The sequence below is a fragment of the Psychrobacter sp. CX16 genome, from assembly GCF_057396245.1.
In genome coordinates this window covers 22,207-36,769 of record NZ_JBXYJF010000020.1, presented here as the reverse complement: position 1 = coordinate 36,769, position 14,563 = coordinate 22,207, and the positions used below count along the sequence as shown (strand labels likewise).

The 14,563-nt window shown below is 43.1% G+C and carries 10 protein-coding genes; 6 read left to right on the top strand and 4 right to left on the bottom strand.

Going from position 1 to position 14,563, the window contains the following annotated elements; translation table 11 throughout:
* The first annotated feature begins 58 nt into the window (after positions 1-58).
* On the top strand, positions 59-2,839 hold the full coding sequence (gene ppc / locus AC2SLM_RS08560) for a phosphoenolpyruvate carboxylase (protein WP_486553228.1): 2,781 nt from the start codon (positions 59-61) through the stop codon (positions 2,837-2,839).
* Positions 2,840-2,963: 124 nt separating this feature from the next.
* On the opposite strand, the gene AC2SLM_RS08555 is transcribed toward ppc, so the two are convergent.
* The 3 genes from AC2SLM_RS08555 to rpsB form a co-directional block, all read right to left on the bottom strand.
* Positions 2,964-3,290 carry a hypothetical protein gene (locus tag AC2SLM_RS08555; RefSeq protein WP_486553226.1) on the bottom strand — a complete coding sequence of 109 codons (327 nt, stop codon included), beginning with the start codon at positions 3,288-3,290 and terminating at the stop codon, positions 2,964-2,966.
* Positions 3,291-3,400: 110 nt separating this feature from the next.
* Positions 3,401-4,279 carry a translation elongation factor Ts gene (gene tsf, locus AC2SLM_RS08550; protein WP_486542451.1) on the bottom strand — a complete coding sequence of 293 codons (879 nt, stop codon included), beginning with the start codon at positions 4,277-4,279 and terminating at the stop codon, positions 3,401-3,403.
* 347 nt (positions 4,280-4,626) lie between these two features.
* Positions 4,627-5,418 carry a 30S ribosomal protein S2 gene (gene rpsB, locus AC2SLM_RS08545; RefSeq protein ID WP_486542449.1) on the bottom strand — a complete coding sequence of 264 codons (792 nt, stop codon included), beginning with the start codon at positions 5,416-5,418 and terminating at the stop codon, positions 4,627-4,629.
* A gap of 747 nt (positions 5,419-6,165) precedes the next feature.
* Here rpsB and map point away from each other — a divergent pair.
* The 5 genes from map (at position 6,166) to AC2SLM_RS08520 (ending at position 13,963) form a co-directional block, all read left to right on the top strand.
* The gene (gene map / locus AC2SLM_RS08540; RefSeq protein WP_486542447.1) at positions 6,166-6,963 is read left to right on the top strand and encodes a type I methionyl aminopeptidase; all 798 of its coding nucleotides are present in this window, start codon (positions 6,166-6,168) and stop codon (positions 6,961-6,963) included.
* Positions 6,964-7,076: 113 nt separating this feature from the next.
* A complete protein-coding gene (gene glnD, locus AC2SLM_RS08535) occupies positions 7,077-9,773 on the top strand; it encodes a [protein-PII] uridylyltransferase (RefSeq protein WP_486553224.1) in 2,697 nt (898 codons plus the stop codon).
* 133 nt (positions 9,774-9,906) lie between these two features.
* Entirely contained in the window at positions 9,907-11,166 is a 1,260-nt protein-coding gene (dapC, locus tag AC2SLM_RS08530; protein ID WP_486553222.1) for a succinyldiaminopimelate transaminase, read from the top strand.
* 216 nt (positions 11,167-11,382) lie between these two features.
* Positions 11,383-13,341, top strand: a complete 1,959-nt coding sequence (locus AC2SLM_RS08525; RefSeq protein ID WP_486553220.1) for a D-alanyl-D-alanine carboxypeptidase/D-alanyl-D-alanine-endopeptidase — start codon at positions 11,383-11,385, stop codon at positions 13,339-13,341.
* 76 nt (positions 13,342-13,417) lie between these two features.
* A complete protein-coding gene (locus AC2SLM_RS08520; protein ID WP_486542439.1) occupies positions 13,418-13,963 on the top strand; it encodes a DUF421 domain-containing protein in 546 nt (181 codons plus the stop codon).
* Between the two features lie 107 nt (positions 13,964-14,070).
* On the opposite strand, the gene AC2SLM_RS08515 is transcribed toward AC2SLM_RS08520, so the two are convergent.
* Positions 14,071-14,517, bottom strand: a complete 447-nt coding sequence (locus tag AC2SLM_RS08515) for a DUF2147 domain-containing protein (RefSeq protein WP_486542437.1) — start codon at positions 14,515-14,517, stop codon at positions 14,071-14,073.
* Between the last annotated feature and the right edge of the window lie 46 nt (positions 14,518-14,563).

Here is a 14,563-nt window from a genome sequence, read left to right as displayed (position 1 = left end):
CTATTTCTTATATTATTATTAGCACAAAAAAACAAAGCATGCTCTCAAGGAATCTGATATGCCATCAAAAAACGAAGTATTACGTTCACGCGTTAGATTATTAGGCTCATTTTTAGGTGATGCCATTGCCCGTCAATCAGGAGAAGACACGGTCAATACCATTGAAACCTTACGCAAAGGGTTTATTCAAGAACGCCGCTCACCTAATCCAGAAAATAAGCAAAAATTAATCGACCTTATCGCGTCATTAGACAATCAAACGCTTAAAAACGTTATCCGCGGTTTCTCGATTTATTTCTTTTTGACCAATCTCACAGAAGAGAACGCGCTACGTGAAGAGCGCCGTGTGCAAAAGGAGCAGTCGAAGCATTTTTGGCCTGGCTCATTCCGTAATACCCTGCTTGAATGTAAAGAGCGCCATATTGAAGCGGATCAAATCAAGGAGCTGATTGATCAGCTTAAGTTCATACCGGTATTTACGGCGCACCCAACCGAAGCACGCCGCCGTACTACCATGAATATTTTGCAGACCTTATATGCGCACAGTAATGCGTTAAATGACTTCCCTGAAGGCAGCATGGCTTATGAGGAGGCAAAACAAAAAACCGCCGATACTATTGATTTGCTATGGTCATCGGATGAAGTACGTACGCGTAAACCACTGGTCTATGACGAGATTAATAACGGGCTGCATTATTTCAATGCCAGTCTGTTTACTGCCATTCCTAAGGTCTATCGCAATATTAAAAACGCCATTGTGGATGTCTACCCTGAACTATCAGATTACCCTATTCCAGCGTTTTTAAGCTTTGGCTCGTGGATTGGTGGGGACAGAGATGGCAACCCGTTTGTGACTCATGAAACCACCAAAATGGCCGTATTAATGCACTCTAATACCGTGCTGCGCCACTATCAGGTAATGATACGCAAACTACGCCGTGAGCTGATTCATAGTGACACCATCATAGAGATTGCCCCTGATGTTTATGAGCGCATCAAAGCCTATAGCGAGCTTGATCAAAAGATTTTTTACTACAATCCTGATGATTACAATAATGAGCCATATCGCCGATTGTTATCCATTATCTTGGCAAAAGTAGCAGCAACTAACGAGTATATTCAAAGTGAGGGTAATAATGCTGAAGCGGCCGCAGATGCTTATAGCACGCCGCGAGCATTGTTAGATGATTTACGTCTCATCCGTCAGAGTCTACGTACTCATGATGCCGCACATGCCGAAGGCTTATTGCTTGATATGATTCGCTTGGTGAAAACCTGTGGATTCCATCTGGCAGCACTTGATATCCGTCAAGACTCCGGCTATCACGGAGAAGTAATTGCAGACATCTTTGCTAATGCTTCAAACCTGCCTGATTATCAGTCGCTTAGCGAGCAAGAAAGACAAGAGTGGTTAACGCGCTTGCTAGAGAAGCCAGGTGTGCCACTGATTTATGCTGATAACTTAACTGAGCAAACCCGTGAACAGTTAGCGCTGATGAATACCATTGCTAAGCTGCGTAAATTGGTTGGTGAAGACACTTTTGGTAGCTATATTATCTCTATGACCAACAATGCTAGCCAATTGCTAGAGGTCTTATTACTGATGCGTTTTGCGGGCTTATCGGGGATTGATGGGGATGGTAATTTATACGCCGCTCTTCCTGTTGCGCCATTATTTGAGACCATTGATGATTTAAAAAATATCGATAAAATCATGCCGATGGTGCTTGATAACCCGTTGTATCGCAAACTACTTGAGCAGTCAGGTAACATTCAAGAGATTATGCTTGGCTATTCTGATTCCTCTAAAGATGGCGGGATTATTACCTCAGCATGGCAGCTCTATAGTGCGCAGCAAACCATCACTGATATTGCTAAAAAGTATGGCATTAACACGCGTCTATTCCACGGCCGTGGTGGTTCTGTCAGTCGCGGTGGTGGCTCAACCCATCAGGCAATTGCTGCTCAGCCAGCCGGTACATTGAACGGTCAAATCAAATTCACCGAACAAGGTGAAGTGCTGTATGCCAAATATGCTAACTCAGATACCGCCGTATTTGAGCTGACTATGGGTATTACTGGCGCATTAAAAGCCAGCTCATCACGTTTTGTCGAACAGCCAAAGCAGTTAGACAGTTATGAGACTTTATTCGCGCGTCTGGCCGAAGCCGGTGAACAGCAATACCGAGCACTGACAGACAATACCGAAGGCTTCTATCAGTTCTATTCAGAGGCAACGCCGGTACAAGAGATTTCCTTATTAAATATCGGCTCACGCCCTGCGCACCGTAAAAAAGGCTTACCAAGCAAATCAACCATTCGTGCGATTCCTTGGGTGTTTGGTTGGTCACTGGCTCGCTTTACCCTGCCTGCTTGGTATGGTGTAGGCAGTGCGCTATACAGTGTCAAACAAGATGAAGCATTAATGAAAGAGATGAATGAGAATTGGCCATTCTTTAATGCCTTTATCAGTAATATTGAAATGGCATTTACCAAGTCTGAGATGAGCATCGCCCACGCTTATAGTCAATTGTGCGATGATGCTGACTTGCGTGAGCGTATTATGCAAGCGGTAATTAAAGAGCATGAGCTGACAGAATCTGGTCTTAACTCGTTGCTTGAGCAAAGCTCGCTGTTGTCTAATCAGCAAGAGCTGGCCAATTCATTAGAATGGCGTAATGCATATCTAGATCCGATTAACTATATCCAAATCGAACTACTAAAACGTATGCGCCAAGACAAAGAGCATGAGAATCAAAGCAATGACGGATTAGCAGTAGAAGACCCACTCATTCGCAGTATCAATGCTCTAGCAGCAGGGTTACGTAATACAGGTTAATAAATTGCCTCTAATTAGAGTCTAATAAAAACGCCCATCGCAAATTTGTGATGGGCGTTTTTATTGGGTACTCAAAATAAATCATATGAGGTTTAAAATTATCTGTAACTATCCACTCTACCATTTAATCGTTTACTTGATACGGCCGACTTGATAAGCGCAATAACCTCATCGATGTTGGCAGAGGAAGCGAAATATGCGATGTCTCATAATCTAGTAAAAGCTCATTCATTATAAGACGGTGCTTCGCAATTTTTTCTGCATTATCACGCGCAATCCAGTGCGGCTGTAAATCAATGCGAAAACTCTCGCTTGGATCCTTTTTATTTTCAAAAACTACCCGATAGATGCTTTCATAAAACAAGCGTTTACGCCTGACATAATGGTTTATCTTCTGAAGCACCTGTTCATCACTTTTTAGTAGCTGCTCACTGGCAATAAAAAAGCCCATCACCAGTGTGAGGGGCTTTTTCTTAATAACGCTTGTCTGCTATATATTAACCTTTTAAAATATTAACCTTTTAAAGGCAATCAGCTTACTGCATTATCAATGACGTTTGCTTACTTAGCAGCAGCAGCTTGAGCAGCAGCAACTTCAGCAGCGAAGTCTTCTTGTTTCTTCTCGATGCCTTCACCTACTTCAAAGCGTACGAATTCTTTAACAGTTACGCCGTCAGCTTTAAGAACGTCACCAACTTTCTTCTCGTTGTCCATTACGTAAGCTTGACGAACCAATACAACTTCGTCTAGGTACTTACGTAGGCCACCTTCGATCATTTTTTCGATAATGTTGTCAGGCTTGCCAGACTCACGCGCTTTCGCTTCAGCGATTTCTTTTTCACGAGCTAGGATGTCAGCAGGTACGTCAGTGTCATTAACCGCTACTGGGTTGAATGCAGCGATGTGCATAGCAAGGTTTTTGCCGCTGTCTTCGTTGCCGCCTTCAGTAGAAACAACAACACCGATACGTAGGCCGTGACGGTATGACGCTAGGTTATCGCCTTCAACGATTTTTGCACGGCGTACTTGGATGTTCTCACCAATTTTTTGTACTAGAGAAACACGTGCTTCTTCAACCGTTTGACCATTACCATAGTCAAGACCAGCGATTTCAGTAACGTCAGTTGTGTTGTTTGCTAGAGCAAGCTCAGCAACTTTGTTAGCGAACGCTGTGAAGTTGTCATCTTTAGCAACGAAGTCAGTTTGGCAGTTCACTTCAAGCAAAATAGCTTTGTTGCCTTCTTGAGCGATTATGATGGCACCATCAGCTGCGATGTTACCCGCTTTCTTAGCGGCTTTTGCTTGACCAGATTTGCGTAGATTGTCAATGGCAGTTTCTACGTCGCCGCCAGTTTCTTCTAGGGCTTTTTTACATTCCATCATGCCAAGGCCAGTACGGTCACGAAGCTCTTTTACTAATTTAGCAGAAATCTTAGACATATTTTTACCTCTGGTTTAGTGGTTATTTATAAATTATAAGTAATAGCAATACTGATAAATTGATTACCATTTTCAACTTATTAAACCGACAATGTGCCGTATTCATAATGTTGTTATTGTCAATATATCAATTATCATAAAAGGTAGTTATTGAGCCGATTGTAAGTTTATAAAATGACAAGGGCATGACGAGGGTTTCCACATCATGCCGCAGTACATCATTTGATACTTATCAGTTTAGGAGTTTTTTGTATAGACTTGGCACTATGAGGATATTTTATCAATGCCATATACCAAGCCTATTAACCTATCTACTTAATACTAAGTCCTAATTGCTCAGGTCTTAATTACTCAGCTGAATCAGCTTGTGCTTCAGTAGCTGGGGCTTCTTCTTGAGCATCAGCAGCGGCAGGAGCTTCAGGTGCGCCGCCAGCTTGTGTTTTAGCATACTCTTTACCAGCAATGATAGCATCAGCCATACGAGTAACATATAAAGTTACGGCACGGATAGCATCATCATTTGCAGGGATAACGTAGTCTACGTTGTCTGGGTTAGAGTTAGTATCAACAATACCAATAACTGGGATACCTAGGTTTTTAGCTTCTTTAATAGCGATGGCTTCATGGTCAACGTCTACAACGAAGATAGCGTCTGGTAGGCCGCCCATGTTTTTAATACCACCTAAAGAGCGCTCTAGTTTTTCCATAGCACGTGTACGTTCTAAAGCTTCACGCTTAGTAAGCTTAGCGAAAGTACCGTCTTCAGCTTGTTTTTCTAGCTCTTTTAAACGGTTGATTGACTGGCGTAGTGTTTTCCAGTTAGTCAACATACCACCTAACCAGCGATGATCAACATATGGTTGACCAGCACGGAGTGCTTGTTCGCGAATTACTTCGCTCGCAGCACGCTTAGTACCAACAAATAATACTTTGTTGCCTTTAGCGGCTAGACCGTTTACGTAAGTCAACGCTTCGTTAAATGCTTTAACTGTGTGTTCAAGGTTGATGATATGAATTTTGTTACGCGCACCAAAGATATACTGGTTCATTTTTGGGTTCCAAAAACGAGTTTGGTGACCGAAGTGAGCACCAGCCTGTAGAAGGTCGCGCATTGGCATATTAGTTGGACTGTTTGACATGTAAAATTCCTTAGTTATTGGGTTATGCCTCCACACTGCAAAAATCACCGATTTATCGACACGCATTTGCTCTTTTGCACCCGCCTTTGCTTATCTCTAAGCACAGACATAGGGGCAGTCAAGCAAATTAGTCAAGCCGATAAACACCCAGCAATTCTTAAACGCAATGTGTGTGTCATTGGTTGAATAAGTGAGTTTATTGCTTTGTTCTATCTCTAAAATTTAGAAATAAAGCAAGGCGCATATTTTAACATAATAAAAGGCAGAGTAGAAGTGGCAATCCTCGCCTATTTATCGCTTAACATACCAATTAATACATTGCTCAATATGCCGCTTAATATACAATCAGCGCTGCTATTTATGCCACTCTTTGGTTCGCCCTACTTTAAATCATTGAATTCTTTAAAATCAGCAGCATATTAACAGTCAGCCTAGTAGCGATGAATGTTTGCTATTTCAGGTGCTTATTAGGGTACTTATTAAAGTATCAATTGATAATAAACCGTTAAATATTTACCGTAACACAGTGACAAATTAAATGAATAACGGCCTGTGTTATAATTACTTTCTGTTTTATTTACGGTCTATGTTCGCTTCAAAAGGGTCTAATTTTGTCACGCTTATGCTGCGTTATTACGATCCTTATCCTGCCAAAGCTAGCAATTGATTATCGATAACTTAAGTGACAAGACCGAGATTCACTCTATTTCTTTTTTATTCACTTCAACGACGTAAAATAAAAATATTATGACAAATACCCAAGATTTAATTCTCGCGCCCGATGCGATCGAAAAAATGCGTGTCGCCGGCAAACTTGCCAGCGATCTATTGGTAATGCTTGATGACCATGTTAAAGAAGGCATCAGTACCGAAGCGCTTAACCAAATTGCTCATGAGTTTACATTAGATCATGGCGCTATCCCTGCCCCATTAAACTATGGTCAACCGCCCTTTCCTAAATCCATCTGCACCTCAGTAAACCATGTAGTCTGTCATGGTATTCCGTCTGAAAATAAGATTTTAAAAGATGGCGATATTATTAATATCGATGTGACGGTCATTAAAGATGGTTATTATGGTGATACCTCTAAAATGTGGATCATCGGTGAAGGCTCAATTATGGCGCAGCGTATTTGTGACGTGGCTCAAAAAGCGCTTTATGCAGGTATGGCTGTGGTTAAAAATGGTGCACATTTAGGCGATATTGGCGCCGCTATCCAAGAAGTGGTTGAGCCTGAGCGTTTTAGCATCGTTCGTGAGTTCTGTGGCCATGGTATTAGTAATACCTTCCACCATGAGCCGCAAGTGATGCATTATGGCCGTAAAGGTACTGGTATGGAGCTTAAGACGGGTATGACCTTTACCATTGAGCCGATGATTAACCAGGGTACTTGGAAAACCAAGATTCTTCCCGACCAGTGGACGGCAATTACCAAAGACCGTAAGTTATCTGCGCAGTGGGAACACACGCTGATGGTAACAGACAATGGCTGTGAAGTATTTACCACACGCCCTGAAGAAGATTTAAGTTTTTTAACTGCTTAGTACACTCAAAAGACTGCCTTGGCAGTCTTTTTTTTGGCATGATTACTGTTTAAACTGGTCTTATATTTAAACGGATAACGCCGTCATACCGACTATAAAGCTTGGAAGCCACTATGTTTATTCACGACCCCACCGACCCTCTTATTACTCCTCTGCCTAATCTAAAAGACAATCCTGCACGCAATTTAGGCATTCCAGACTGGCTAAAGCAAGTCGAGTCAGATATCTCTAAAGCTTTAGAGCGAGGTGTGGGTATTAGACAATTGGTCGGTGCTCGAGCCTTTGCGATAGATACCTTATTGGTTGAGCTCTTTAAATTACATGGATTAGAAGACACCAGTCTGGCTTTATTTGCAGTCGGTGGTTATGGGCGTGGCGAATTATCGCCACACTCTGATGTGGATATTTTACTGCTTGCACCCGAGGCGGTTAATGATAGTGAAGCCAAAAAGGTCGACGGTTTTGTGGCCAGCCTTTGGGATGTGGGCATTGAGCCAGGATTGGCTGTACGCAGTGTCGCGGACTGCTTGCAAATAGCGAAAGACTTATCCGTTGCGACCAATATGTTAGAGGCGCGCCTACTTATCGGTAATGAGGCACTGAGTACGGTGCCAAATAATGTGGTCGAAGAGGTCTGGTCACAAAAAGACTTTTATGAGGCCAAAATAGAAGAGGCCCGTGCCCGCCATTTACGGCATAACGGCACTGAGTACAATCTCGAACCGGATATCAAAAAGTCCCCTGGCGGCCTACGTGATATTCACACCATTGGCTGGGTCACCAAACGCTATTTTAGAATCAGCAAGCTGTATGACTTAGTACCGCAAGACTTTTTGACCGAACGCGAATTTGACGAGTTGATGTTTGCCGAAGGCTTTTTATGGCAAATCCGTCATCATCTGCATCATCTGACTGGCCGTAATGAAAACAAGCTGCTGTTTGATTATCAGCGTGATATTGGCGAGCTGATGGGTTATATCGAACAGCCTGATGATGAGCCAAATGCCGCGGTTGAGCGTTTTATGCGCGACTATTATCGCTGTGCCATGCAAATCTCGACCTTATCTGAGATGCTGACCTCACATTATTATGAGACCTTGATTGAGGCGCGCCTGCCAGAAGCAGAACGCCCCAAACAGACTGTACTCAACGCCCGCTTTAACAAAATTGGTGACGACCAAATTGCCATTGCCCATCATCATGTGTTTGCGCAGCATCCAGAAGCGATTCTAGAGATGTTCTTATTGATGGGACAACACGGCATCAAGCATATCCGTACCCGTACATTGCGGGCACTTAAAATTGCAGCACGTGGTATCGATCAAGCTTACCGTGATAATCCGGTGCATCAACAGCTATTTTTGGATAACTTAAAAGAGCAAAACTACCTATTCCATCGTCTGCGTATCATGAAACGCTACGGGGTTTTAGCCAATTATATGCCGCAGTTTGTACATCTTATTGGACTGATGCAATATGATTTATTCCATCGTTATACGGTAGATGCGCATATTCTACTACTGGTGCGTATGCTGCACCGCTTTACCGACCCAAAATATAAAGATGAATTTGCATTAGTGAGCTCTATTTACCAACGTATCGAGCGTAAAGAGATTATTGTACTCGCCGCTATTTTCCATGATATCGCTAAAGGACGAGGTGGTGACCATAGCTTACTTGGCGAAGAGGATGCGATTGAGTTTTGTCTAGCGCATGGTATGAGCGAAGCGGATGCTAAGCTAATCGGTTGGCTGACTCGTTATCATTTATTAATGTCAATGACTGCACAAAAACAGGATATCTCTGACCCAGAAGTGGTCACGCGATTTGCCAACCTGGTCGGTAACGTCACCCACCTGAATCACTTATATGTATTAACCGTCGCCGATATGAATGCGACCAATCCGCAGCTATGGAATAGTTGGCGTGCCAGCTTAATGCGTCAGCTATATACGCAGACGCGCCGTATTTTACGAGCTGATTTGGATGCGCCAACCAATCGCCAGGAGATGATTGCCACCACACGCAAGCAGGCACTGGCCATGCTTGATAAGGTCGATAATCAGCATATGAACCGTGACGAGGTGTTGGCGTTATGGGATGAGCTCGGTGATGAGTATTTCCTACGTGAAATACCAGAAGCCATTATGTGGCATACCGAAGCAATTCTTAATCACCCACCGATTGGTAAAGCGTCTGACGCCAGTAGCGAGCCGTTAGTTGTGCTACGTGAACACCGCGAGCTTGCGCTTGATGCAGTGCAGATTTTTATTTACACTCAAGATCAAGCGAATCTGTTTGCGGTTACTATGGCCGTCTTTGACCAGATGAATCTAGACGTGCTTGATGCGCGCATTATTACCGCAACCCGAGATTTTGCGCTAGATTCATATGTACTACTTGACCGTCAAGGTACATTATTAACCGATCCTGAGTCGCGTGAAGAGCTGACGCATCGCTTGATTGATGCCTTTAAGAATCCAGAAACACCCAAGTTGGTACAAAAGCGTCTGCCGCGCCGTTTAAAGAACTTTCAAGTACCAACTACCATAGATTTTAACTATAATGAAGCCAGTCGCCAACATGTCATGAGCCTCACCACGCTCGACCAACCAGGACTACTGGCACGTATTGGTCAAATCTTCTTGAATGAAGGTATTGAGGTACATGCTGCCCGTATTACCACATTGGGTGAACGTGCTGAAGATATGTTCTATATCAGTGACTTGGGGGATGCTGCGCTTAGTGATGAGAAGCTTAAAAAACTAGAACAAGCCTTAATAGAAGCATTAACACCGAATAATCAGTAATGGATATAGAGTCAGCATAATTGGCTGATTTTTAGTCAGATTTAACCCGACTAATCCGGCTATCCTGTTAATGATGAGCTGTCAGCAACCACACTATTTTGCATCAATAATACTTTCATAATATAGGCAACCAATGAACCAGAAACTAGACTTATTGCACCCCTACCCGTTTGCCAAAATGGCAACGCTGATAGCGGACTCTCAGCCTGCCGCACAATACGACACCATTAAACTGGGTATTGGTGAACCTAAACATGAGCCGCCTGAACTTGTTCTTGATGTGCTACGTGATAACTTAATGAAAGTGCAAAATTATCCGAGCACTGGTGGCTTGCCTGAGCTTAGCAGCGCCATCGCAACTTGGCTCAAAAAGCGTTTTCATTTAAATTATATTGATGCAAGCAGCCAAATCATTCCGGTCATGGGCACGCGTGAGGCCATTTTTAGCTTTGTACAAGCGGCGGTGAATACCGATTCATCTGTTAATAAAGAGACAAATACTAAGCCTGTAGACAATAAGCCACTGATTATAATGCCCAATCCCTTTTATCAGATTTATGAGGGTGCAGCACTATTGGCCGGTGCCGAGCCTTATTTTGTGCCGTGCACTGCAGATAATAACTTTAAGGGCGATTATCAAGCCGTTCCAAGCGATATCTGGGAGCGTGCGCAAGTTGTTTTTGTGTGCAGCCCGAATAATCCAACTGGTGCGGTTATGAGTGAGGCCGATTGGAAAGCACTCATTGAGCTGTCTGATAAGCATGACTTTATTATTGCCAGTGACGAGTGTTATAGCGAGTTGTATTTTGATAAGCCGCCACTGGGTCTGCTTGAGGTGTGCGCTAAGATAGGCCGTGATGATTACAAAAATTGCGTGGTCTTCCACTCTTTATCAAAGCGCTCAAATCTACCGGGTCTACGTTCTGGTTTTATCGCCGGTGATGCAAGCCTACTTAAGCCCTATCTGCAATACCGAACCTATCAAGGCTGTGCGATGCCAATTCATCATCAACGGGCATCTATCGCAGCTTGGCAAGATGAGGCTCATGTTGAGCATAATCGTGCTCTTTATGCCCAGAAGTTCGATTTGTGGATGTCAGAGCTTGGCGATACACTACAGCTGCACAAACCGGATGCCGGATTCTATCTATGGGTACAAGTGCCTGAGCAATTTACAGATACCCAAGGCGAGCGTGATGACGAAGCCTTTGTCAAAGCACTGTTTGAGCAGGTCAATATTCATGCCTTAGCCGGTCGTTACCTCTCACGCGAGATTGATGGTTTTAATCCAGGTAAAGGCTTTGTTCGTCTAGCCTTAGTTGCCAGTGTTGATGAGAGCCGCGCAGCTATTGAGCGCATCAAAACCTTATTAACCAATACCGCTGCCCAATAATATTTAATTGAACTGCTTTACCGATAATTAGGCTTTATCCGTATTTAACTCGCTATACCCTTTAATACTAAAACACCCTGCATGCCACTCTATAGTCAACGGTACATGGCCTTATAGGGTGTTTTCTATGTTTAAGCCAATATTATCATCAACAAAACATACTCCGAGCCCTTTAATTCCTTATTCAACGATTATCTACATATTAGTGCTACCCCTATGATTCTGCCTACTTCACGTCCATGCTTATCACACCCTACGTCCTCTAATCAGACAGCGTCTACCTCTTGCTTACGCAAAAAACTAACCACTGCATTAAGCCTCAGTTTGGGACTAAGCTTAGGCAGCACGGCTCAAGCTCAATTGCCTGCACCGGTTGAATCCATGCTAAATCGAGCCAATATCAGCACCGATGATATTAGCTTAGTTATTATGCCGGTTACACCTGCCAATACCCAAAACAAAGCAGGCAATGCTACTTCAGAGAGTAGCGCCAATGATAATAGCGACTCTATTGAACAAGCGGCTAATCAATCAAATACTGCCTCTACTACTGCTAGTTCAGCTGCCACCCCTACTAGCAATTTACCACCTATTGTCAAACCAAAACCAGAAGAGCCCGTGCAGGAAGAGGTAACGGTTGATACCACAGATGCGCTGCCACCTGAAGAAAATGACAATCAAGAACGTGAGAAGGCACAGCCCATAAAGGCCAATGACAACGAGATTATCAGCCCGCTAACTGCACCAATTCGTCATTTGAGCGATATACCGCGTACACCGGCCAGCACTATGAAGCTGATTCCCACCTTTATTGCGCTGGATTTATTGGGCCCTGATTTTGTGTGGTTTACCAAGGTGTATTATACCGGATATGTGTCCGCCAATACCTTACATGGGGATTTGATTATTCAAGGCAGCGGTGACCCTAAACTGACGCACCGACGTTTAGCGATGCTGCTCAGCCAAGTCAGAAAAGCCGGTATCCGTCATATCGAAGGCGATATTGTCCTTGATAGTTCTGTGTTTCAAGGTGTGGGCAAAGACCCTGCTTCCTTTGATAACGACCCACTGCGTCCGTACAATGCTAGTCCAGACGGCCTATTGATTAATTTTAATAGCATTGAGATGACCACCATTCCAATGAGTAGCAGTACTCAAAGTGGACGCGCAAAAATATTTTATAAGCCAAGATTGGCCGATTATAATCTGCCAGAGACCATTCCTATTAGTCATTCAGGCCGCTGCTCATCTGTTCGTTATAGTCTAGCGCCGAGCTGGCAAAATGAAGGCTTAAGTATCGCCAAGCCATTACCTGCCGCTTGCGGGGCGCATACTTTTTATATCGCCTATCCTAATGTCAAAGATTTTGCTCAACGTGTGGTCAAAGAAAAATGGCTGAATCTAGGCAATACTATGTCGGGCAATATTAAATTTTTAGGCCTAGGTAATACGTTATCAGGCGATACCATTAATACCGAATATCCACTAAAAACACGCTTTGGTAGCTATATGGATATGAGCAAAACCGGTAATAAGGACAAGCTATTGGCCGGCTCGTTATCGACTATACCGTCATCACCGTTGCCTTTAGTAACTTATCCCTCGTTACCGTTATCGCAGCAGATTTACGATATTAATCACTATTCTAATAACGTGATGACCGAGCAAGTGACTCTGACTCTGCCTTTATTTGCTAATCTTGATGGTACCTATAACAAAAGCAGCTCGCTGCAAGATCGTCATTCAGATTACAACAAAGCATTGGGCGTGATTGATTACTGGTGGCAAAAGAACTTACAGACACCGGCACCAGTCATGTCAAATGGCTCCGGCTTATGCCGTGATTGTAGCGTCAGTGCGGACAATTTAGCTGAACTGCTAACCTATGCTTATAACCATCCTAATTTTGATACCTATGTGAATTCGTTAGGCATCGCGGGCGTCAGTGGTACGATTAGCGAGCATGCTGACCGCTTACCAAAGTCTGCAGCCATCGGCCGTGCATGGATTAAAACCGGTACCTTAAATAATGTGACCTCTATGGCCGGTTATGTGCATGGGAATTCTGGACAAGATTATGTGGTAGTCGGCATTATTAATGGCTCGAATACACTTAACACCTACGATGCGCGAGTCGTTCTTGATACCATGCTTGATTGGACGACCAAACATTAAGTCAGGCACTAAATAAAGTAGCGAGCGTCATAGTATAGCGTCCGTATTCATACAATAAGCAAATAGGATGAGCCATATGGAGAATTTCTTCTTTCACAACTGGGAAACTCTGATTCGCATTGTGATTTCAGCGGCTGTGGTTTACTGTTGTATTGTCTTATTTCATAAGGTTTCAGGTAAGCGTTCAAGCTCACAGCTCAATAACTTTGACTGGGTTGTGACAGTCATGATCGGCTCTATTGGCGCGAGTACCATTGTATTGAGTAATGTCCCTCTTATTGAGGGCATGGCATCTATCGTTACCTTATTAACCTTACAATACTTAGTAACAAAATATTCTGCTTTATCACCAGAATTTGCGAGCGTGATTTTATCTGAACCACGGGTAGTGTTTTATCAAGGTCAATTTTTACCAGAAGCAATGCGTCAAGAACGACTAACTCGTCAAGAGATTGAGTGCGCCATGCGTAGCGAAGGTATCCATGACTTTGATCAGGTGGCTGCGGTTATTTTTGAAAGTGATGCCAAATTGACAGTGGTTCCTAAACGCGATAAAAAAGAGCGCTATGATACAGAGGGTAATATCAAACCATCAGATACACTGCAGAGCATCACTTATTAAGCTTAAATAGTAGGCACAAAAAAAGGTTAGATGCGATACGCTCTAACCTTTTTTATTACCCGAGCCCTATTATTAGAGCATCGAAGGTATTGTATTTAACGGATGTCTTATTTAATACGTTTCCAAGTTTGGCTACGTTTTAATGGGGTATATTTGATATTACCGGTTAGCTTTAATGATTGACCATTATCAGCTAAAATCACTTTACCGCCATAGACTTTACCGGTTTCTGGATCGATTAAATCACCGCCAGACCATTTGTTATTACCATCTGACTTAAGGCCAGTGAGAATAGGTAAACCAATAATTGGTTTATTTTTTAAAGAGCCTGAGCATTTTGAACAAACTTCTTTGGCTTTTGAAGCATCATTGACTTTAATAATGGTGCCGGTCACTTTACCATTTCTTTCGGTCATTTTAATGACGGCTTTTTTCTCACCAGTTTTATCATCAACAGATTGCCATTGAGTGCCGTCTAATGACGCGGCCATTGCAACTGTTGACATAAGGCCCGTTAGGGTTGCAGTAGCAAGTAAAGTAGTAAAACGTTTCATAATCGACTCCTATCGAAAAAAATATAAATCCATTTAAGGTATTCAA